General features: G+C 72.0%; 18 protein-coding genes. 12 read left to right on the top strand and 6 right to left on the bottom strand.

The annotated features are described in order from the left end of the window. Nucleotides 1–29 precede the first annotated feature (29 nt). A complete protein-coding gene (locus SM450_RS22895; RefSeq protein WP_474621805.1) occupies nt 30–1,103 on the top strand; it encodes a DUF4037 domain-containing protein in 1,074 nt (357 codons plus the stop codon). Between the two features lie 216 nt (nt 1,104–1,319). Beyond that, on the top strand, nt 1,320–3,890 hold the full coding sequence (locus SM450_RS22900; RefSeq protein WP_474621806.1) for a discoidin domain-containing protein: 2,571 nt from the start codon (nt 1,320–1,322) through the stop codon (nt 3,888–3,890). Nucleotides 3,891–3,948: 58 nt separating this feature from the next. Here the strand turns inward: SM450_RS22900 and SM450_RS22905 are convergent, their stop codons facing one another. The 5 genes from SM450_RS22905 to SM450_RS22925 form a co-directional block, all read right to left on the bottom strand. Then, on the bottom strand, nt 3,949–5,385 hold the full coding sequence (locus SM450_RS22905; RefSeq protein WP_474621807.1) for a cellulase family glycosylhydrolase: 1,437 nt from the start codon (nt 5,383–5,385) through the stop codon (nt 3,949–3,951). Nucleotides 5,386–5,528: 143 nt separating this feature from the next. After that, the gene (locus SM450_RS22910) at nt 5,529–5,816 is read right to left on the bottom strand and encodes a BON domain-containing protein (protein ID WP_474621808.1); all 288 of its coding nucleotides are present in this window, start codon (nt 5,814–5,816) and stop codon (nt 5,529–5,531) included. Between the two features lie 28 nt (nt 5,817–5,844). Continuing rightward, on the bottom strand, nt 5,845–6,378 hold the full coding sequence (locus tag SM450_RS22915; protein ID WP_474621809.1) for an STAS domain-containing protein: 534 nt from the start codon (nt 6,376–6,378) through the stop codon (nt 5,845–5,847). After that, nucleotides 6,375–6,689, bottom strand: a complete 315-nt coding sequence (locus SM450_RS22920; RefSeq protein WP_474621810.1) for a hypothetical protein — start codon at nt 6,687–6,689, stop codon at nt 6,375–6,377. The genes SM450_RS22915 and SM450_RS22920 overlap by 4 nt, the downstream gene beginning before the upstream one ends. Before the next feature lie 9 nt (nt 6,690–6,698). Continuing rightward, the gene (locus SM450_RS22925; RefSeq protein WP_474621811.1) at nt 6,699–7,070 is read right to left on the bottom strand and encodes an STAS domain-containing protein; all 372 of its coding nucleotides are present in this window, start codon (nt 7,068–7,070) and stop codon (nt 6,699–6,701) included. A gap of 151 nt (nt 7,071–7,221) precedes the next feature. Between SM450_RS22925 and SM450_RS22930 the strand changes: the two genes are divergently transcribed. The 4 genes from SM450_RS22930 to SM450_RS22945 all read left to right on the top strand — a co-directional run bounded on the left by SM450_RS22930 (nt 7,222) and on the right by SM450_RS22945 (nt 10,814). Continuing rightward, entirely contained in the window at nt 7,222–7,896 is a 675-nt protein-coding gene (locus SM450_RS22930) for a response regulator transcription factor (RefSeq protein WP_474621812.1), read from the top strand. Further along, complete coding sequence (locus SM450_RS22935) at nt 7,893–9,242, top strand: sensor histidine kinase (RefSeq protein WP_474621813.1); 1,350 nt, start codon at nt 7,893–7,895, stop codon at nt 9,240–9,242. Before SM450_RS22930 ends, SM450_RS22935 begins: the two co-directional genes overlap by 4 nt. A gap of 86 nt (nt 9,243–9,328) precedes the next feature. Further along, entirely contained in the window at nt 9,329–9,877 is a 549-nt protein-coding gene (locus SM450_RS22940; RefSeq protein ID WP_474621814.1) for a GerMN domain-containing protein, read from the top strand. Between the two features lie 127 nt (nt 9,878–10,004). Continuing rightward, a complete protein-coding gene (locus tag SM450_RS22945) occupies nt 10,005–10,814 on the top strand; it encodes a SigB/SigF/SigG family RNA polymerase sigma factor (RefSeq protein ID WP_474621815.1) in 810 nt (269 codons plus the stop codon). Between the two features lie 118 nt (nt 10,815–10,932). Here SM450_RS22945 and SM450_RS22950 read toward each other — a convergent pair whose 3' ends face one another. Further along, the gene (locus SM450_RS22950) at nt 10,933–12,960 is read right to left on the bottom strand and encodes a glycosyl hydrolase family 28-related protein (RefSeq protein ID WP_474621816.1); all 2,028 of its coding nucleotides are present in this window, start codon (nt 12,958–12,960) and stop codon (nt 10,933–10,935) included. Between the two features lie 163 nt (nt 12,961–13,123). Between SM450_RS22950 and SM450_RS22955 the strand changes: the two genes are divergently transcribed. From SM450_RS22955 to SM450_RS22980, 6 genes are all read left to right on the top strand, one after another. Further along, a complete protein-coding gene (locus SM450_RS22955) occupies nt 13,124–14,125 on the top strand; it encodes a LacI family DNA-binding transcriptional regulator (protein ID WP_474621817.1) in 1,002 nt (333 codons plus the stop codon). 266 nt (nt 14,126–14,391) lie between these two features. Beyond that, nucleotides 14,392–15,768, top strand: coding sequence for an ABC transporter substrate-binding protein (locus tag SM450_RS22960; RefSeq protein WP_474621818.1), 1,377 nt, complete (start codon nt 14,392–14,394; stop codon nt 15,766–15,768). A 61-nt stretch (nt 15,769–15,829) separates the two neighbouring features. After that, a complete protein-coding gene (locus SM450_RS22965) occupies nt 15,830–16,789 on the top strand; it encodes a carbohydrate ABC transporter permease (RefSeq protein ID WP_474621819.1) in 960 nt (319 codons plus the stop codon). A 3-nt stretch (nt 16,790–16,792) separates the two neighbouring features. After that, the gene (locus tag SM450_RS22970; protein WP_474621820.1) at nt 16,793–17,680 is read left to right on the top strand and encodes a carbohydrate ABC transporter permease; all 888 of its coding nucleotides are present in this window, start codon (nt 16,793–16,795) and stop codon (nt 17,678–17,680) included. A gap of 77 nt (nt 17,681–17,757) precedes the next feature. Continuing rightward, nucleotides 17,758–19,383: a glycoside hydrolase family 13 protein gene (locus SM450_RS22975; protein WP_474621854.1), complete on the top strand. Its 1,626-nt coding sequence runs from the start codon at nt 17,758–17,760 to the stop codon at nt 19,381–19,383. 113 nt (nt 19,384–19,496) lie between these two features. Continuing rightward, nucleotides 19,497–22,412 carry a galactose-binding domain-containing protein gene (locus tag SM450_RS22980; RefSeq protein ID WP_474621821.1) on the top strand — a complete coding sequence of 972 codons (2,916 nt, stop codon included), beginning with the start codon at nt 19,497–19,499 and terminating at the stop codon, nt 22,410–22,412. Nucleotides 22,413–22,486 lie beyond the last annotated feature (74 nt).

Genomic DNA, 22,486 nt, shown 5'->3' on the forward strand with positions numbered 1-22,486 from the left:
GGCGGCGTCGGTGTACGCAGACTGGCGGGATGACGTTCGTACCCGGTCTGCTGTTGGCGCGCCGGTTCCACGACGAGGTGGTGGCCCCGCTGCTGGCCGACCGGCTACCCGGCCTGCGCTACGCGGCCGGGCTGCTCGACGGTGGCTCCGAGCTGCTCGGCCTCGACACGCCGCGCTCCACCGACCACGACTGGGGGCCGCGTACCCAGCTGTTCGTGGCGGACGTGGCGGGGGCGGCGTCGGTGCGCGCGGTGCTCGACGCGGAACTGCCGCCGGAGTTCCTCGGCTGGCCGACCCGGTTCACCGGAGGCCCGGCGGTCCGGCTCGGCGTGGCCCGGGCCGGCGGCGACCGGCACGGGGTGGTCGTCGACGAGCTGGGGGCGTGGCTGCGGGGCCGGCTGGGCGTCGACCCGCGCGCCGGACTGACCACGGGCGACTGGCTGGCCACGCCCACCCAGCGGCTGGCCGAGCTGACCGGCGGGGCGGTGTTCCACGACGGGCTGGGTGGCGCGCTCACCGCCGTCCGGGCCACGCTTGCGTGGTATCCGGACGACGTGTGGCGGCACGTGCTGGCGGCGGGTTGGCAGCGGGTGGCGCAGGCCGAGCACCTGGCCGGTCGCTGCGCCGAGGTCGGTGACGAGCTGGGCAGCCGGGTGGTGACCGCCGGGTTGGCCCGTGACCTGATGCGCCTCGGGCTGCTGCTGAAGCGGCGCTGGCCCCCGTACGCCAAGTGGCTCGGGACGGTTTTCGCCGGCCTGCCCGCGGCGGCGCCGGTGGTGGACGCGCTTGCCGCCGCGCTCGGCCCCGGCGACTGGGCGGCCCGGCAGGCCGGCCTGGTGCGGGCGCTGGAGACGGTGGCCGGCTGGACCAACGACGCCGGGCTGGCCGAGCCCGTGGACGCGACCGCCCGTCCGTTCCACGACCGGCCCTTCCTGGTGCTCGACGCGGGACGGTTCGTCGAGGCGCTGCGCGCCGCGATCGCCGATCCGGGGTTGCGCGGCCGGCCGCCGGTCGGCGCGGTGGACCAGTACCTCGACAGCGTGGACGTGCTCACCCGCCCGGCCCGGGTCCGCCGGGTGGCGGCGGCGATGCTGCCGGGTTGACGCCGGCAGCGCCGCGCGGCGGGGCGGCGGCGACGGAAGCACCCGGCCGAGCGCTTTGTTCCGGACTTTTCACAAGGCGCGAAAAAAGCCGTGCGAGGCGTGTTCGAGAATTGACACACGCCACTGCATCCGGGGAAGGTCCTGCGCACGGGCCGGCGCCGCCGACCCGTCCGGACCCGTTCCCCGCCCCGCACTCCACCCGTCCCGGAGATGCCCATGTCACCCGTACCGATGTCGTGGTCCCCACGGCGACTGCTCGCCGCGCTGGCCGCCCTGCTCGCCACCGTGGCGCTTGTCGCGCCACCCGGCCCGGCCAGGGCCGCCGACCCGCTGCTGTCCCAAGGACGCCCCACCACCGCCTCCTCGACCGAGAACGCCGGCACCCCGGCGTCGAACGCCACCGACGGCAACACCGGCACCCGCTGGTCGAGCGCCTTCGCCGACCCCCAGTGGATCCAGGTCGACCTCGGCGCCACCGCCACCGTCTCCCGGGTCAGCCTGACCTGGGAGGGCGCCTACGCGCGGGCGTACCAGGTGCAGACCTCGACCGACGGCGCCACCTGGACCACCGTGTTCAGCACGACAAGCGGTGACGGTGGCACCGACGACCTGACCGTCAGCGGCTCCGGCCGCTACGTGCGGGTGTACGGCACCGCGCGGGCCACCGCCTACGGCTACTCGCTCTGGGAGTTCCAGGTGTACGGCAGCACCGGCGCCGGCGGCGGCTGCGACACCGCGACGAACGCCGCCCAGGGGCGACCGGCCACCGCCTCGTCGACCGAGAACGCCGGCACCCCCGCCTCGGCGGCGGTCGACGGCAACCCGGGCACCCGCTGGGCCAGCGCCGCCGCCGACCCGCAGTGGCTCCAGGTCGACCTGGGCAGTGTCCGGACCATCTGCCGGGTGGTGCTGAGCTGGGAGGCCGCGTACGCGCGGGCGTACCAGGTGCAGACCTCGACCGACGGGACCACCTGGACCACCGTGTCCAGCACGACGAGCGGCGACGGCGGGACCGACGCGCTCACCGTCAACGGCTCCGGCCGCTACCTGCGGGTGTACGGCACCGCGCGGGCCACCGGCTACGGCTACTCACTGTGGGAGGTCGCCGTCAACACCACAGGCGGCGGCACCGTGCCCGGCGGTGGGTCGCTCGGGCCCAACGTCATCACGTTCGACCCGTCGATGTCGGCCGCCAGCATCCAGGCGCAGCTCGACACCGTCTTCCGCACCCAGGAGTCGAACCAGTTCGGCACCCAGCGGTACGCGCTGATGTTCAAGCCCGGCGACTACTCCGGCATCAACGCGCAGATCGGCTTCTACACCTCGATCATGGGACTCGGCCGGAACCCCGGTGACGTGCGCATCCACGGCGACGTCACGGTCGACGCCGGCTGGTTCAACGGCAACGCCACCCAGAACTTCTGGCGCTCGGCGTCGAACATGCAGGTCTTCCCGTCCGCCGGGTTCACCCGCTGGGCGGTGTCGCAGGCCGCGCCGTTCCGCCGGATGGACATCCAGGGCGACCTCAACCTGGCCCCGAACGGCTACGGCTGGGCCAGCGGCGGCTACATCGCCGACAGCCGGGTGACAGGCGTGGTCCAGCCGTACTCGCAGCAGCAGTGGTACACCCGGGACAGCAACGTGGGCGGCTACCTCAACGCGGTCTGGAACGTCACCAACTCCGGGGTGGTCGGCGCGCCCGCCACCAGCTTCCCGAACCCGCCGTACACCACGCTGGCGCAGACCCCGGTCAGCCGCGACGTGCCGTACCTCTACCTCGACGCGAGCGGCACCTACCAGGTCTTCGTGCCGTCCACCCGCACCAACGCCAGCGGGGCGTCCTGGCTGGGCGGGGCCACCCCGGGCACGTCGATCCCACTGAGCCAGTTCTACGTGGCGAAGCCCGGTGACTCGGCGGCCACCATCAACACCGCGCTGGCCCAGGGACTGAACCTGCTCTTCACGCCCGGCGTCTACGCCGTCGACCAGACCATCACGGTCAACCGGGCCGGCACGGTGGTGCTCGGCATCGGCTACCCGACGCTCGTGCCGCAGAACGGCGTCGTGCCGATGACTGTCGCCGACGTCGACGGGGTCCGGCTCGCCGGGATGCTGTTCGACGCCGGGGCGGTCAACTCGCCGGTGCTGTTGCAGGTCGGCCCGGCCGGCTCGACCGCGAGTCACGCCGCCAACCCGACCTCCGTGCAGGACGTCTTCTTCCGCATCGGCGGCGCGCACGCCGGGAAGGCCACCACCAGCCTGGTGGTCAACCAGGACGACACGCTCATCGACCACATCTGGGCCTGGCGGGGCGACCACGGCACCGGCATCGGCTGGACCGTGAACACCGCCGACACCGGCCTGATCGTCAACGGTGACCGGGTCACCGCGCTCGGGCTGTTCGTCGAGCACTACCAGAAGCACGAGGTGATCTGGAACGGCGAGAACGGGCGGACCATCTTCTTCCAGAACGAGCTGCCGTACGACCCGCCGAACGCGGCGGCGTGGATGAACGGCTCCCGGGTCGGCTACGCGGCGTTCAAGGTCGCCGACGCGGTCACCTCGTTCGAGGGCTGGGGGATGGGCAGCTACTGCTACTTCAACGTCGACCCGACCATCGCGGCCTACCACGGCTTCGAGGCGCCGACCCGGGCCGGCGTACGGTTCCACGACCTGCTCACCGTGTCGCTTGGCGGCAACGGCTCGATCACCCACGTCATCAACGACACCGGCGCCACCGCGCAGGGCACGAACACGGTGCCGGTAAACGTGGTGAGCTACCCCTGACCGAGGAGGGCGGGCCGGCGGCGGCCCGAAGGGGGGAGGGCCGCCGCCGGCCGCCCGGTCAGGAGGTGGGGAAGTTGTCCGGGGTACGGATCCGGTTGCGCATGTACGCGCCGGACTCGGTGAGCATCGACGTGCCGGAGAAGTTCCCCGCCGCGCAGGTGCCCGGCCGCAGCGCCGCGCTGCCCTCGGCCGCGTCCGAGAACGTCCAGTTGGCGTAGCTGATCTTCAACCGGTCGAGCAGGTCGAGCCAGGCGTTGCTGCTGGCCGTGTCGACCGCGCCGTCGCCGGTGTAGGTCACCGTGCCGAACTCGGTGACGAACAGCGGGAGCCGGGACGCGGCGCGCTGCACCTCGTCGCGGTAGTTGTCCTTGTGCGACGCGGCGTAGAAGTGGAACGTGTACATGATGTTCTCCGCGCGGACCGGGTTGTTGACGATCTCGTCGGAGTTGGCGCCGTCGGACACGCCGAGCGAGGACCAGCCCCGGGTGCCGACGATGACCACGGCGTCCGGGTCGTTGGCCCGGATCACCGGGATGACCTGTTCGGCGTAGTTGCGGATGGTCGACCAGCTCACCCCGTTGGGCTCGTTGGTGATCTCGTAAATCACGTTCTTCTTGGCGGCGTTGCGCGACGCCACGTTGGCGAAGAACGTCTTGGCCCGGTCCAGGTTGTACATCGGGTCGCCGGGGGTCAGCGTGTGGAAGTCGATGAGCGCGTACATGCCTCGGGCCTCGGCCTTGTCGACGAGCGTGTTCACCTGGTTGGTGAAGGCGGTCGGGTTGGTCTCGTAGCCCTTTTCCTGCACGTACATCGAGATGCGCAGCAGGTCGGCCTGCCAGTCGTCGGCAAGCGCGGTGAGCGAGGCGTCGGTGTAGCAGTTGGCGAACCACTGCAACCCGTGCGTGCTCATCCCGCGCAGTTGGATCGGCCGGCCGTACTGGTTGCAGAGGTTGACCCCGCAGACCCGCACCTGTCCGTTGATCGCCACCGGCGTGGTGCCGGTCGGCGGCGGGGGCGTGGTCGTCGGGGGAGTGCTTGTGGGCGGCGTGGTCGTCGGCGGCGTGGTGACGCCGCCGGTGCAGACCGCGCCGTTGAGCGTGAATGACGTCGGATTCGGGTTCGACCCGGTCCAGGAGCCGTTGAAGCCGATGCTGGTGCTGGCGCCGGTGCCGAGGGAACCGTTGTAGTCCACGTTGCGCGCGGTGACCGCGGAGCCACTCTGCTGCCACGTGGCCGACCAGCCCTGCACTACGCGCTGGCCACCGTCGGGGAAGGTGAAGCCGAGCGTCCAGTTGCTCACCGGGTCGCCGAGGTTCTTGACCGTCACGTTGGCGGTGAAGCCACCCTGCCAGGAGTTGGTGGTGTAGGTGACGGCGCAGCCGGTCGCCGCCATCGCGTTCGTCAGCGGCAGGACGGCCGTGGCCGCCAGGGCGAGCGCGCCGACGGCGCCGCCGACGAGCAGGTGCCGCCGGGACGGCCGGGGTATCGAGGACATGCGGGAAGGTCCCATCTGGTGGGTGGTGAACGGACGGTGCCCGTCGTGAACCTGCCCGGAAAGCCCGACGTGGCAGCCTGGGGAGCGCTCCCACGCCGAGGGTAGAGGCGGATGTCGATACATGCAACCGGCCCCCGGACGGATCAGCGCCGGGTGCGGCGCCCGCCGTAGAGCCGCAGCGCGTTGCAGACGTCGAACACCCCGGGCACGTCCCAGGCCAGCTCGGCGGCGACCCGGCGGGTCTCCGGATCCGCGACCAGGCCGGCGAGGATGACCACCCGGTTCTGCACGGTGACGGTGATCTGCTGCCGCCGGGTGGTCCAGTCGGCGCTCAGCCGCTGGGCGACCAGGGAGGTGAGCCGCACGTCCGCGCCGTCGGGCTCCGGCCCGTCGCCGGGGAACGGAAACTCGGGGTACGGCCAGGGCATCATCGCGGGAGGGCTCCTTCTTCTGCGGTCATCAGCGGCGGCCGGGCGTGGCGCCCGACGTCGGGGCGGGATCGTCGACGACGGCGAAGACGCCGTCGAGCCGCATGGTGTGCAACACGGTGAGCACGAACCGGGACGGCGAAACCAGGCACAGTTGCCGGCCGTCGCGCCGGCCGTCCTGGTGCGCCCGCACCAGCAGGCCGAGGCCGGCGGAGTCGATCACCTCGATCCCGGCGAGGTCGACGAGCATCCGGTCGTCGCGGACGATGCGATCGGCGAGCGCCCGGCGTACCTGCTCCGCGGAGTCGCCCTCCGGTGCGGCCCGCGGCCCGGCGACCTGTTCCAGGTCGTCGACGCCCAGGCCGTCGTCGGCGACGGCCGCGCGGGCGCTGCACCGGGGGCAGTGGTGCGGGCCGGAGGCGAAGGGCGAGCCGACCCAGTCGTGTTCGAAGACAAGCGTCCACACCACCTCGGCGTCCGGCAGCGTGGTGCCCGCGCCGGTGACGCTGTCGCCGCAGCCGTCGCAGATCAGCATCATCAGGTGTTCCGCCGGTACGACCGTCACACCTCCTCCTTTCGCCGGGCACCCGGGTCGGAAGGCGCCTGCCGGTCCGCCGTCGACCGTCCGGCGGCCAGCACCGCCAGGATGACCGCCACGGCGGCGAAGCCGGACTGTACGAGCAGCGGCAGCACCATCGAGCCGTCGGGGCGCCTGTCGACAAGCCCGGTCACGATCGCGCCGAGCAGCGCGGCGGCCACGCCGAGCGCAAGGGTCAACCAGACCGGGACGGCCTTGCGTCCGGGCACGGCGAGGCGGCCCACGCCGCCGATCACGAGGCCGACGACGAGTGCTCCGACGAGCGTGCTGGTGGTCACCACTCCTCCTCAGCGCGGCGCGGACTTGACCCGGGCCCGGCCGCGTGCGGCCGGGCGGGGCGTGTCGACGACGGGTACGGCCGCGCCCAGCCCACAGGTGGCGAGGATGCGCCGGATCCGGGGGTGCGGGTTGCAGAGGACGAGGGTTCCGTCACGGCGGGCCAACCGACGGTGGACGTCCAGCAGCAGCGCGATGGCGGCGGCGTCCAGATGGCGGCACCCGGCCAGGTCGATCGTCACCTCCCGGGGCCGCAGCGCGAGGACCCGGTCCAGCACGTGCGCGACCTCGGGAAGTCCGGCCAGGTCCAGCTCGTCGGTGATCTCCACCCGCACGTGCGGCACGGCGGACTCCGGCGGGGAGGACGGCAGGGAGACGGTCATCGGGTCGCTTTCGTGACGGGGTTCGGGTGTCGTTCCCACTCTGGTCAGCGATCTTGGAGGTCACCGGACGGTTGGATGACGGTTCGGTGACAAAAGTCGTGAACGGCCGGCGCGATTGGGCGACCCGTGGTCGGCCGGTCATGATGCCCCTATGACGGCCGTACTGGTGATCGAGGACGACGACCGCATCCGACTCGCGTTGCAGCTCGCCCTGGAGGAGGAGGGCTACTCCGCCGAGGGGGCGGCCACCGCGGAGGAGGGGTTACGCCGGCAGCGGGAGACCCCGGCCGACTACGTGCTCGTCGACCTGATGCTGCCGGGGATCGACGGCTTCGACTGCATCCGCCAGTTGCGTCGCGACGACGACGTGCCGGTCGTCGTGATCAGCGCACGCGACGACACCCACGACATCGTCGCCGCGCTGGAGGCCGGCGCCGACGACTACGTGGTCAAGCCGGTCGCGATCAAGGAACTGTCGGCCCGGTTGCGCGCCCTGCGCCGACGGGCCCGGACCGTGGCCGGACCGGCGCCGGCCCAGTTCTTCGGTGACCTGGAGATCAGCCCGGAGGCCGGCGAGGTCCGCCGTTCGGGCCGGCCGGTGCCGGTGACCCGGACCGAGTTCCGGCTGCTCTGCGAGCTGGCCGAGCACGCCGGCCGGGTGCTCTCCCGCCAGCAGTTGCTCAGCCGTGTCTGGGGCTACGAGACCGGCGACGAGCGGCTGGTCGACGTGCACGTCGGCCGCCTGCGGCAGAAGATCGAGCCGGATCCGGCCAACCCCCGCCACCTGGTCACCCTGCGGGGCCTCGGCTACAAGCTGCAGCGATGATCCGACCCGGACTGCGGGCCAGGGTCACCGCGGCGTTCGCCGTCGGCGCCCTGCTGCTGGCCGCGCTGATGGCCCTCTTCTCGTACGACCTGACCCGGCGCTCGCTGCTCGACGAGCGCGAGCGCGCCGCGGTCCGGGCGGCGTACTACGACGCGGCGGTGGTGCGTTCCGGCCTGGACACCGGCGCCCCGGACGTGGTGGCGGTGCTGCGCTCGCTCGACACCGGCAGCGCCCGGCGCCCGCTGCTGCACCTGCGCACCGGCTGGTACGCCCGCACCGCCGACGTGGGGGCCGGCTCGGTGCCGGTGGAGCTGCAACGGGTGGTCGCCGGCGGGCGGCCCGCCGTGCAGCGGATCCGCCTGGACGGCCAGCCGACGCTGCTTGTCGGCGTGCCGCTCCAGGGCGAGCTGGGCTACTACGAGCTGACCTCGCTGCGTGAGGTGGAGGACACGTTCCAGGTGGTCGGGCTGGCGCTGACCGCGGTCGCCATCATGATCGCCGGAGCCGGCGCGGCACTCGGCTGGTACGCCACCCGCAACAGCCTCCGGCCGCTCACCGCCGTCGCCGACGCCGCCGAGCGGATCGCGGCCGGCGACTTCGCCACCCGGCTCGATCCGACCACCGACCCGGATCTCACCCGGCTGTCCACCTCGTTCAACGCGATGGTCGACAATCTGGTGCAGCGGATCGACCGGGACCGGCGGTTCGCCGCCGACGTGAGCCACGAGCTGCGCTCACCGCTCCAGACCCTCGCCGCGGCGGCAAGCGTGTTGACCCGCCGCAAGGAGCACCAGGACGAACGCACCGCCACCGCGGCCGGCCTGGTCGCCGACGAGGTGGCCCGGTTCCAGCGGCTTGTCGACGACCTGATCCAACTCGCCCGCACCGAGCAGCCCGCGCATCGGCAGACCGTCGACGTGGCCGAGCTGGCGCGCGCCGCCTGCCGGGAGCGGTCGCTGCCGGAGAGCCTGGTCACGGTCGCCGACGGCGTCCCGGACCAGTGGTGGGTCGACCGCCGCCGGTTCGCCCAGGTGCTGCTGAACCTGCTGGAGAACGCCGAGCGTTACGGCGGCGGTCCGGTTGCCGTCCGCCTCGACGGGGCGGACGGCGTGGGCGTTCTTGAGGTCGACGACGACGGGCCGGGCGTACCGCCGACGGACCGGGAGGCGATCTTCGACCGGTTCGTCCGGGGCCGGGCCGCGCACGCCCGGGCCGGCACCGACGGCACCGGCCTCGGGCTCGCCCTGGTGGCCCAGCACGCCGCGGCGCACGGCGGGACGGCCGCCGTGCTGGACCGGGCCCGGGGCGCCCGGTTCCGGGTCGAACTGCCGGGGGCGGTCCGATGATCGGGTGGCGGGGTCCGGGTCGGGCGGCCGTGGGCGGCTCGTGGGCCGTTCGGCGGGGTTCGGACCGGGCTGCCCGGCGGCGGCGGATGATCCCCACACTGCTGGCGGTCGTGCTGCTCGCCGGCTGCGGCGTGCCGGTGGACGACGAGCCCCGGTTGGTGCGGGAGCCGCCCGGCCGGTTCCCGACGCCTGCGGGCACGGCGACCGCCGACCGGGACGGGCGGGTCGACGAGCCGTTCTGCTTCGTACTCGACGACGGGCTGGCGGTGGTCAACCGCCGGGCGGACGGCCTGCCGGGGGTGGACGCCCACCTCCAGCACCTGCTGGCCGGGCCGGACCGCGCGGAGCGCCGGGAAGGGCTGGCCACCGCGTTGCCGGGCACGGTGGCGGTGGCCGGGGCCACCTTGACCGGCACCGTCGCCACGGTCGAGGTGCGCCAGGCCGGCGAGGAGACCGGGCGCAACGACGAGGTGCTCGCGTTCGGGCAGATCGTGTGCAGCCTCACCCAGCGGCCGGACGTGGACAGCGTCGCGTTCCGCCGGGACGGGCAGCCGTTGGAGGTGCCGCGCGCCGACGGCAGTGTCTCGGCGCTGCCGCTCACCGCCGCCGATTACCGTCCACTCCTGCCTCGCTAGGTTTAAGTCCGAAATGAGGAGAAATCTCCATCGTCTGTTCGGTTGATTTGCCGGTGACCTTTGGTCTAGTGTGACTGGCACGACCGGTGTGGGAGACCACCCGTTCTTCTAGGACAGGAAGGGCAGCATGACCACGATGACCATGGCACCGTCCGTCACCGAGGTGCACCGCGCGCCGCAGACCGGTGAGGAGAGCCGCGCCAGCGAACTGATCGCGGCGCTGGCCGAGCTGCCGGCGGATCACCCGCGCCGGGCCGCCCTGCGTAACCAGGTCATCGAGGCGTGGCTGCCGCTGGCCAACCACCTGGCCGCCCGCTACAGCGGTCGCGGCGAGCCGGCCGGTGACCTCGCGCAGACGGCGGCGCTCGGTCTGATCAAGGCGGTGGACCGGTTCGACGCCTCCCGTGGCGTCGACTTCGCCGGCTTCGCGATCCCCACCATCCTCGGCGAGATCAAGCGGCACTTCCGCGACCGCACCTGGAACATCCGGGTGCCGCGTCGCCTCCAGGAGCTGCGGCTGCGCATCTCCGAGGCGAACAGCTCGCTGACCCAGACCCTCAACCGGGCGCCGACCGTCGCCGACATCGCCGCGCACCTCGGCGTCACCGAGGAAGAGGTGCTGGAGGGCCTGGAGGGCGCCCGCGCCTACAACGCGGTCTCCCTCTCGACCCCGATCGGCGACGGCGAGAGCGCCACCGAGCTGGGCGACACCCTCGGCGTCGAGGACAACGAGTACGAGCTGGCCGACCTGCGCGCCTCGCTCGGCCCGGCGCTTGCCACGCTCGACGAGCGGGAGCAGAAGATCCTCACGCTCCGCTTCTACGGCAACCTCACCCAGAGCGAGATCGCCGCCCGGGTCGGTGTCTCCCAGATGCACGTGTCCCGGCTGCTCGCCCGCGCGCTGACCAAGCTGCGGGGCCAGCTCACCCCCTCCTGACGAGAGGTAAGGCGGGGCCCCCGGTTAACGCCTGCGGTATAGGCGGGGCCCCTTCCTAACACTCCTGCCCGCGACGGCGCGGCCGGACGCCGATGCGTCCGGCCGCGCCGTCGGTCAGTCACCAGGCGGCGGGCGGTGGCGGCGGCACCACGGGTGGACGGTCGTCGCAGGTGATCGTGTTCGGCAACAGCCACGGCGCGAGCCAACCGCCGTCGTTCCCGCCGAGATCGGTCAGGGCGAACTCCGACCCGGCCGGCGTGAAGTGGAACGAGCCACAGTTGTTCACCCCGACCGCGCCCACGTGGCGCGCGTCGACGTCGGCGAAGCTCGCCCCGCCGGCGGTCCGGGCGCTCACCACCGAGGTGCCCGTGCCGTCGACCCGGATGTCGCGGAACGCCACGTTGTCGATCCGTACGCTGTCCTTCACCGGCCAGTCGCTGACCAGCATGATCGCGTTGTAGGTGCTGTCCAGATAGGCGTCGCCAGTGACCCGGATGTCGGCGTCGATGCTGCGGTCCAGCGCGTAGAACCAGATCGCGCCGAGGCCGATGTTCCAGTTCAGGTCATAGGTGCCGGCCCGTACCGTGGTGTTTCCGGTGATCCGCACCCGGCCGGTGAACGGTTCGGCGCCGAAGCGGGCGCCGACATGGATGGCGCTGCCCTCGCGTACCGGATCGGCGACCAGGTTGTGCGCGACGGTCAGGTCGGCGCCGCCGTAGAGCGCGATGCCGTTTGCGAGCACCGGCGACTGCACGGTGTTGTACGCGAACGTGTTCGCGGTGTTCGCCGTCCCCTCCGACCACATGGCCAGCGCGTCGTCGCCGCTGTTGCGGACCACCGAATTCGTGACCGACGAGTGCGTGACGCCGGTGTGGAAGTTGACGCCGTCGGCGATCTGGTCGGCGATGACGGTGTTCGTGACGCGCAGGCCGGTCATCGGCCCGTCGAACCACATGCCGACCTTGGTGTGGTGCAGGTAGAGCCCGTCGACGGTGCTGTGGTTGAGCGCCCCGCCCACGCCGTTCACCTGGTCGGTGTCGATCCGCTCACGGACGTCGCCCTCGATCGCGAAGCCGGAGAGGTGCACGTTCCGGCTGCCACCGTCGGCGGCGTCACGGCCGTAGAAGCCGACGCCCGTGTGCCGGGAGCCGTCGGGCGTCGGCGTGTCGAGGGCGACCTCGCGTCCCTTCACCACCGTGTACCAACTGCCGGCGCCGGTGATGGTCACGTCGTCCACCACGATGTGCCGGTTGACCTGGTAGGTGCCCGGCGGCAGGTACACCGGGCGGCCCACCCGCCGGGCGTACGCGACGGCCCGGTCGAACGCCCCGGCGGACTCCCGCCGGCCGGTCGGGTCGGCGCCGAAGGCCAGCACGTTCACCGCGCGGGGGAGCACCCGGGGCGGGGCGACCAGGTGCGCGTCGAGCAGGTCGATCACGGTCCAGGCGGCGGACGTGCCGGTGGGCGCGGTCAGCCGGACCACCTCGCCGGCCCGATGGGTACGGCCGAGCAGCAGCCGCTGTTCGTCGTAGAAGTGGTGCGGCCGGAACGGTTTGGTGATGACAGGCGTGGGGGTGGTGGCCGCCGGCACGCAGGCGCACTCGGTGATCCACCAGTCGGGGTGGAGCAGGTCGGCGCCCGGGTCGTTGGTGAACGGGTACTGGTTGTAGAGCCAGGCGTACTGCGAGGTGAGCGTCATGGTGCGCGCGGGCGTCCGCCCGACGGCGACCCGCAGCGGCGCGGTGATGCCGCCCCCGCCCGGCGCGTCCGGGATGCTGTAGCGCACGGTAAGCGCGTTCGTGGCCCGGGGCAGCGTGAACTCGACGTACTGGCCGGGGAGCAGGCGCACGGCGCGACGGCCGGACGCCTCGCCGGCAAGCGTGTACGCCGACCGGTCCGGGCCGATGACCGTGCCTGTGGTCCGGGCGTGCTCGGCCTCCTGCTCGACGTGGTCGACGGTGGCGCCGCGCCCGGCGACGAGCGCCGGGTCGAGGGCGGCCCGGGTCACCGCGGCCGGTGGACCGCCCGGGGCCGGCGACGCGCCGGCGGCACCTGACGGTACGGCCAGGGCGATCGCGGTGGCCGCGGCGGCGAGAATCTTCGGGACGGAGGGACGGCCCGCCGGGCCGGGAACGCTCCGCTGCATCGGAGCACCCACTTTCTCAGGGGAGGGACGGTGGCGGCCATGTTATTCCTTACTTCTGTCGCATTTCAAGCATGCAAATGCTCGGATCTTCCGGTGGGAGTGGGGGGAAACACGGCAGGACCGCTGTTCATTTCTTGCAAGAATCCGACGTAGGATTGACGTCGTGACGAAGCGCTTGACGGAGGTGGCTCGCAAGGCGGGCGTCAGCGAGGCGACCGTGAGCCGGGTGCTCAACGGCCGTGGCGGCGTGTCCGAGGCGACCCGGACGGCCGTGCTGACCGCGCTCGACGTGCTCGGCTACGAGCGCCCGACCAAGCTGCGGGGAGAACGCGCGCGGCTTGTCGGCCTGGTCCTGCCGGAGCTGCAGAACCCGATCTTCCCGGCGCTTGCCGAGGTGGTCACCGGCTCTCTCGCCCAGCGGGGCTTCACCCCCGCGCTCTGCGCCCGCACCATCGGCGGCGTGCCCGAGTCCGGCTACGTGGAGATGCTGCTGGACCACCAGGTCAGCGGCGTCATCTTCGCCGGCGGCTCGTACGCGCTCGCCGACGCCTCACACGAGCACTACCGGCGGCTGATCGACCGGGGCCTGCCGGTGGTGCTGGTGAACGCCGGCGTCGAGGACCTGAGCTTCCCCCGGGTGTCCACCGACGACGCGGTCGCGGTCGAGCAGGCGTACGGGCACCTGCGGTCGCTCGGGCACGAGATGATCGGCATGGTGCTCGGCCCGGAGGACCACGTGCCCTCCCGGCGCAAGCTGGACGCCATGGTCCACGTCGCCGAGTGGGGCGAGGACCGCAGTTACGTCGAGCGTTCCAGCTTCTCCATGGAGGGCGCCCGGGTCGCGGCGACCAAGCTTGTCGAACGCGGTGTGACAGGCATCGTCTGCGCCAGCGACGTGCTGGCGCTCGGCACCATCCGGGCGGCCCGCCGGCTCGGCCGCGCGGTGCCGGCCGACGTGTCGGTGGTGGGCTTCGACGACTCCGCGTTCATGACCTGCACCGACCCGCCGCTGACGACGGTGCGGCAGCCGATCGAGACGATGGGCCAGGCCGCGGTGGACCTGCTCGTCACCCAGATCGAGGGGGCCGGCGTGCTGCACGACGAGCTGCTCTTCGAGCCCGAGCTTGTGGTACGCGGCTCCACCGCCCCCGCCCCCCGCGCCTGACTCCTTCGCCGCCCCGGCATCCCGTTCCGCTCCTGCGCAGCCCGTCCGACACCACCCGAACGGCCGTCGACCGCACCCGCGGTCGGCGGCCGTTCGCGTGCCGGGAAACGCCTCGGTCGCGACCAGCCGTTGCAAAGTCGTGTTCTTTCGTCATCCGGTCGACACCTTGCTGTAAAGAGTCGGCATCGCTACATTGACTCCACTCACAGCGGTCCCGCACATCAGTGGAAGTCATCGATACATCAGTTCCCGAAGGGATGGACAGCATGTCCGTACCGCAGTACCGGAAGGTCGCGGCCGCGGCGCTCGCGGCCGGCCTCGGGCTCAGCCTCGCGGCCTGCTCCACGAAGAGCGACGACTCCGGCGACGCCGGCGGCAAGGTCACCATCACGGTCGACTGCCAGCCGGTCGGCGCGCAGAAGGAGCTGCTCAAGAACTGGAACGACGACGTCGCCGAGTTCCAGCGGCAGAACCCGACGATCGTGGTGAAGAGCGTCAGCGTCGGCGAGCAGTGCAACAACCCGCCGGACTTCACCGCCCGCCTCGCCGGCGGCACCGTCACCGACGTGTTCTACGGCTACATGACCGACCTCCAGCAGGTGCTGGACTCCGGTCAGGCCATGGACATCAACGAGTACGCCACCAAGGACACGATCCCCACCTGGGACAGCGTCGACCCGGCGCTCAAGGAGGTCTTCACCGACTCCGGCAAGCTCTACGGCGTACCGGTGAAGAACTACTCGATGGGCCTGATCTACAACAAGGCCCTGTTCCAGCGCGCCGGGCTCGACGTGAACAACCCGCCGAAGACGTGGCCCGAGGTGCGTGCCGCGGCCAAGAAGATCTCCGCGCTCGGCGGCGGCGTCGCCGGATACTCCGAGTACAGCGCCGGCAACACCGGCGGCTGGCACTTCACCTCGCTGCTCTACTCGCAGGGCGGCCAGGTGCTCACCGCCGACGGCAAGAAGGCCGACTTCAACAACGCCGCCGGCAAGCAGGTCCTGCAGAACCTCAAGGACATGCGGTACGGCGACAACAGCATGGGCAGCCGGCAACTGCTCCAGTGGGGTGACCTGCTCACGAACGCCGGCGCCGGCAAGGTCGGCATGTTCATCGGCGCGCCGGACGCCACCCAGGCGATCGTCAGCCAGTTCCAGGGCAAGTACCAGGACTGGGCGATGGGCCCGCTGCCCGGCCAGGACGGCCCGGCCAAGGCGACGCTCGGCGGCGGCGAGGGCTACTTCTTCAAGAAGGGCCTGAGCCCGGAGCAGGTCAAGGCCGGTCTGAAGTGGATCGCCTACCAGAAGCTCACCCCGGGCAAGGGCCAGTTCGACTACGTGCGGGCCAAGCCGCAGAACTACCCGGTGGGCCTGCCCCAGCCGCTGCTGTTCACCAACGGTAGCGACGCGCAGAAGCAGGAACTCGACCTGCGCAAGGCCAACGCCAACGTCGACACCACCAACTTCGCCGTCTTCGAGGCGAACCCGGTGCCGATCAAGGGTGAGCCGCGCAACGCCCAGGCCATCTACGCGGTACTTGACGCCGCGATGTCCGGGGTGCTGACGAACCCGAACGCGAACGTCGACGCGCTGCTCAAGACCGCCGAGGACAAGGTCAACCAGTTGCTGGCCGCCGAGAGCTGAACCGACCGGTGTGGGGGCCGGCGCGCCCGGCCCCCACACCCCGATCACCGCAGGAGTTGCCTTGGCGCTCACCACCGCCCCGGGTGTCACCCGCCGGTCGAGCCGTCCCGCGCCGCCGCCGCGACGTTCCGCCGCGCGCCGCGCCGGCCTCGGTCGGAAGGTACGCGACAACCTCACCGGGCACACGTTCCTCATCGGCGCGGTCGCCTGCTTCGCCGTCTTCTCCTGGTATCCGATGGTCCGCGGCGTGGTGATGAGCTTCCAGCGCACCCGGCGGGGTGAGACCACCTGGGTGGGCTGGGACAACTACGCCCGGATCATGGCCGACCCGAGCTTCTGGACCGCCTGGAAGAACACGTTCGTCTTCACCGGCCTGGCGCTCGTGCTCGGCTACGCGGTGCCGTTCTTCGTGGCGATCCTGCTCAACGAGCTGCGCCACGCCAAGGGCTACCTGCGGGTGCTCGTCTACCTGCCGGTGATGCTGCCACCGGCGTCCGCGCTGTTCCTGTTCAAGTTCTACGCGTACGACCCGAGCGAGGCGGGGCTGTTCAACGCCGTGCTCACCGCACTCCATCTGCCCACGTCGGAGTGGATGCAGTCGCCGACCATGACGATGCCGGCGATGGTGCTGGCGTCGACCTGGATGAACATGGGCGGCGCGGTGCTGATCTACCTGGCGGCGTTGCAGAACATCCCCGGCGAGCTGTACGAGGCGGCCGAGATCGACGGCGCCGGCGTGTGGCGGCGCATCGTGCACGTGACGATCCCGCAGACCCGGCTGATCCTGGCGCTGCTGGCGATGCTCCAGATCGTCGCCACCATGCAGCTCTTCATCGAGCCGCTGATCCTCGCCAACGGCGCCGGCACGCAGGACTCGGCGACCTCGGTGGCGTACCTGATCTATCAGCACGGGTTCTTCCAGAACGACCTCAACGGCGCCGCCGCGCTCGGCGTGATCATGCTGGTGGTGCTGGCCGGGTTCTCCGCCGTCTACGTGCGACTGACCGCGAGACAGGACTAGGACATGGCAGCCGACGCCACCACCCGTACCCTGATTTCCCCGGCCCAACTGCGGCGCGGTCGCGGCCGGGTCCTCTACTGGGCCGTGCTCGCCGTCGTCGTGGCGGTCTTCACGCTCGTCTTCCTCGGCCCGCTCTACTGGATGGTCACCGGCGCGCTGAAGTCGGGCCAGGAGATCGCCCAGACCCCGCCGTCGCTGTTCCCGCGCGACCCGCAGCCGCAGAACTACGTGGACGCCTGGACCAACCTCGACCTGGCGAAGCTGCTGTTCAACACGTTCTACTACGCCACCGGCGCGGTGCTGTTCCAGTTGGTGTTCGACACCGCGGCGGCGTACGCGTTGTCGAAGCTGCGCCCGGTGCTGGGCGGGCTGATCCTCGGCATGATGCTGGCGACGCTGATGATCCCGGCGATGGTGCTCATCGTCCCGCAGTACGTGACCGTGATCGACCTGCCGATCGTGCACGTCAACCTGCTCGACTCGCCGTTCGCGATCTGGCTGCCGCTGGTGGCGAACGCGTTCAACATCTTCCTGCTCAAGCGGTTCTTCGACTCGATCCCGGAGGATCTGATGTCGGCCGCCGTGATGGACGGCGCGTCGCCGCTGCGCACGCTCTGGTCGATCGTCCTGCCGATGTCCCGCCCGATCCTCGGCGTGGTCGCGATCTTCTCCGTGACGGCGGTCTGGAAGGACTTCCTCTGGCCGAAGCTGGTCATGCCCTCGCCGGAGACGCGCACGGTGAGCGTCGGCATCTACGCCTTCGCCGGCGGCACCCCGATGAACGTGGTGATCGCCGCCTCGGTGATCGCCGCGATCCCCACCGTCGTGCTGTTCCTGATCTTCCAACGGAACATCATGTCCGGCCTGACCACCGGCGGCCTCAAGGGCTGACCGGGCGCCTCCGCCCGCAGCCCGCCGCGAGTCCCGCCGCAGCAGAACCGATCCGCAGAAAGCAGGTGACCGTGTCCATGGTCGACAGCAGCCCGTGGTGGCGCTCAGCGGTGATCTACCAGGTCTATCCGCGTAGCTTCGCCGACGGCAACGGTGACGGGATCGGCGACGTCGCCGGCATCCGGTCCCGCCTGGACCACCTCGCGGCGCTCGGCGTCGACGCGATCTGGTTCAGCCCCTGGTATCCGTCGCCGATGGCCGACGCCGGCTACGACGTGTCCGACTACCGCGACATCGACCCGGTCTTCGGCACGCTCGGCGAGGTGGAGGCGCTCATCGACGAGGCGCACGCGGTGGGCATCCGGACCATCGTCGACGTGGTGCCCAACCACTGCTCGGACGCGCACCCGTGGTTCCGGGCGGCCCTCGCCGGCGGGCCGGGCGCGCCCGAGCGGGAGCTGTTCTGGTTCCGCGCCGGCCGGGGACCGGGCGGCGACCGGCCGCCGACGGACTGGACCGGTGAGTTCGGCGGCCCGACCTGGACGCGCACCACCGACCCGGACGGCACCCCCGGCGACTGGTACCTGCACCTGTTCGCCCCGCAGCAACCGGACTTCAACTGGGACCATCCCCGGGTACGCGCCGAGTTCGAGGACATCCTGCGGTTCTGGTTCGACCGCGGGGTGGACGGCATCCGGATCGACTCGGCCGGCCTGCTGGTCAAGGACGGCACGCTGCCGGAGGTCCACCCGGACCGGCCGCACCCGTTCCGTGACCTGGACGGGGTGCACGACGTCTACCGCGCCTGGCGGCGGATCGCCGACGAATACCCGGGCCAGCGGGCGCTCGTCGGCGAGGTGTGGCTGCCGGACCGGCAGCGGTTCGCCAACTACCTGCGCCCGGACGAGCTGCACACCGCGTTCAACTTCGACTTCCTCGGCTGCGCCTGGGACGCGACCGCGCTGCGGGAGAGCATCGACGGCACGCTCGCCGCGCACGCGCCGGTCGGCGCGCCGGCCACCTGGGTGCTGTCGAACCACGACGTCACCCGGCACGTCACCCGCTACGGCCGGGCCGACACCACGTTCAGCTTCGCGGCCAAGCGCGAGGGCATCCCCACCGACCTGGAGCTGGGCACCCGCCGGGCCCGGGCCGCCGCGCTGCTCTCCCTGGCGCTGCCCGGCGCCGCCTACGTCTACCAGGGCGAGGAGCTGGGGCTCTGGGAGGTCGAGGACATCCCGTACGAGCTGCGGCAGGACCCGATGTGGGAGCGGTCCGGGCGGGTCGACCCGGGCCGCGACGGCTGCCGGGTGCCGCTGCCCTGGCAGGGCGACACCCCGCCGTTCGGGTTCAGCCCGGACGGCGCGACAGTCGCGCCCTGGCTGCCGCAGCCGGCGGACTGGAAGGACCGCACGGTCCGCGCCCAGGCCGGCGACCCGCACTCGATGCTGGAGCTTTACCGGGCGGCGCTGGCGCTGCGCCGGGCCTCACCGGCGCTCGGGGACGGCGCGTTGACCTGGCTTGCCGCACCCGACCGGGTGTTGGCGTTCGCCCGCGAACCCGGCTTCACCTGCCTTGTCAACCTCGGCGACGAGGCCGTGCCGCTGCCCGCGTACGACCGGCTGCTGCTGGCGAGCGGGCCACTCGACGACGACCGGCTACCAGCGGACACCGCCGTCTGGTTGCGTACCCGATCGGCCTGACCGGCGGCGTGCCGGGGGCACCGTCCCGCCGCCGGCGCGCCGCGCCCGGGGAGAAAGGAGCAGCACCGCCGCAACGGGGGACCTGGCCACCGACGAAAGGGAGCACACCCCGCATGGCCGAGCACCGCACCACGCACCGCCACCGCAGGACCGGGCTGGCGGCCCTCGCCGCCGCCGCGCTCGCCGCCTCGACACTCACCGTCGTGGCGTTGACCTCCACCGCCACCCCGGCGCAGGCCGCCGGGCTGTCCCCGTTCGACATCGCCGGCCGCGGCGCCACCGTGCCGTTCCGGGAGCAGGAGGCGGAGCAGGCCGCCCACAACGGCACGAAGATCGGCCCCGACCGCCGGTACGGCACGCTGCCGTCGGAGGCATCCGGCCGGGAGGCGGTCACCCTCGACGCGGTCGGGGAGTACGTCGAGTTCACGCTCGCCGCCCCGGCGAACGCGGTGACCTTCCGCTACAGCCTGCCGGACAGCGCCGCCGGCACCGGCCGGGACGCCAGCATCGACCTGCGCGCGAACGGCTCGCTCGTCAAGGCCGTCCCGGTGACCTCCCGGTACGGCTGGTTCTACGGCGGCTACCCGTTCAACAACAACCCGGGCGACACCAACCCGCACCACTTCTACGACGAGACGCGGACCATGTTCGGCGCCACCTACCCGGCCGGCACGAAGATCCGGCTCCAGGTGTCGTCGACCGCGCAGTCGCCCACCTTCACCATCGACCTGGCCGACTTCGAGCTGGTCGGGTCGCCGATCGCCAAGCCGTCCGGCGCGCTCGACGTGGTCACCGACTTCGGCGCGGACCCGACCGGCGCCACCGACTCGACCGCGAAGTTCCAGGCCGCGGTGGACGCCGGGAAGGCGCAGGGGAAGACGGTGTGGATCCCGGCCGGCACGTTCACGCTCTGGGACCACGTGGTGGTCGACGGCGTGACGCTGCGCGGCGCCGGGCCGTGGTATTCGGTGCTCGGCGGCCGGCACCCGACCGACCGCAAGCGGGCCGCCGGCATCTACGGCAAGTACGTGCCGGGCGGCGGCTACTCCGGTGAGATCCGCTCGCACGAGGCGGGCGGGCCGAGCCGCAACGTCACGCTGCGGGACTTCGCCATCATCGGCGACATCCGGGAGCGGGTGGACGAGGACCAGGTGAACGCGCTCGGCGGCGCGATGACCGACTCGGTGGTGGACAACCTGTGGTTGCAGCACACCAAGGTCGGCGCGTGGATGGACGGGCCGATGGACAACTTCACCATCCGCAACAGCCGCATCCTCGACCAGACCGCCGACGGGGTGAACTTCCACTGGGGGGTCACCAACTCCACGGTCACCAACACGTTCGTCCGTAACACAGGCGACGACGGCCTGGCCATGTGGGCGCAGAGCGTGCCGAACGTGGGCAACTCGTTCACCCACAACACCATCGGCGTGACGATCCTGGCGAACCACCTGGTCACGTACGGCGGGCGCAACATCACCATCGCGGACAACGTGACCGCCGACTCGGTGACCAACGGCGGTGGCATCCACGTGGCGAACCGCTATCCCGGCGTCAACGGCCCGACGGCGGTGGCCGGCACCATCACGGTCGCCCGCAATACGCTGATCCGCAACGGCAACTCCGACTACAACTGGCAGTTCGGGGTGGGCGCAATCTGGTTCTCGGCGCTGAACGAGCCGATCCAGGGCGCGGCGATCAACGTCACCGACACCGACATCCTGGACAGCTCCTACGCGGCGCTGCACTGGATCGAGGGGCAGACCAGCGGGATCAGCCTCAGCAACGTCCGGATCGACGGCGCGGGCACGTACGCGCTCCAGGTGCAGGCGCCCAGCCAGGTCAGCTTCACGAACGTGCGGGCCACGAACATCGCCCAGGCCAACCCGATGCACAACTGCGTGGGCAGCGGCTTCCAGATCACCCAGGGCAGCGGCAACTCCGGCTGGTACACGGCCACCCCGTACTGCGGTCCGTGGCCGCAGCCGCAGTGGGGCAACGGCCCGTCCAGCCCGCCGCCGACAAGCGTGCCCCCGACCACCGCGCCCCCGACCACGACCCCGCCGACCACCGCGCCGCCGACCACCCCGCCGCCGGCCGGCGGGAACCTGGCCCTGGGCCGGCCGGCGACCGCCACGAGCGTCAACCAGGTGTACGCCGCGGGCAACGCGGTCGACGGCAACGCGGCCAGCTACTGGGAGAGCGCCAACAACGCGTTCCCGCAGTCGGTGACCGTCGACCTCGGCGCGTCGCGCACCGTCGACCGGGTGGTGCTGAAGCTCCCGGCCGGCTGGGAACGCCGCACCGAGACGCTGTCCGTGCTCGGCTCCACCGACGGCTCCTCGTTCACCACGCTCGCCGCGTCGGCGGGCCGCGTGTTCGACCCGGCCGCCGGCAACAGCGTCTCGATCGCGCTGCCGTCCGGCACCCGCCGGTTCGTCCGGGTCACCGTCACCGGCAACACCGGCTGGCCGGCGGCCCAGCTCTCCGAACTGGAGGTGTACGGCGGCGGCACGACCACCGCGCCGCCCACCACCACCCCGCCGCCGACCACCCCGCCGCCGACCACCCCGCCGCCGACCACCGCGCCGCCGACCACCGCGCCGGCGACCGGGAACCTGGCCGCCGGCCGGCCGGTCGCGGAGACCAGCCACGCCGACGTGTACGGCGCCGGCAACACCGTCGACGGCAACGCCAACACCTACTGGGAGAGCGCCAACAACGCCTTCCCGCAGTCGGTGACAGTCGACCTGGGCAGCGCCCGGCCGGTGGCCCGGGTGGTGCTCAAGCTGCCGCCGTCGGCGGCCTGGCAGACCCGTACCCAGACGGTGTCCGTGCTCGGCTCCACCGACGGCTCGTCGTTCGCCACGCTCAAGTCGGCGGCCGGCTACACGTTCGACCCGGCGTCCGGCAACAGCGTGTCGATCGCGGTGCCCTCCGGGGACCGCCGCTTCGTGCGGCTGACCTTCACCGGCAACACCGGCTGGCCGGCCGGCCAGCTCTCCGAGTTCGAGGTCTACGCCTCCTGACCCGGCGCGGGGGGGGGGGGGCGGGGGGGGGGCGCCGCCCCCCCCCACCCCCCCCACCCCCCCCCCCCCCCCCC

The sequence above is a fragment of the Micromonospora marincola genome (assembly GCF_056150385.1).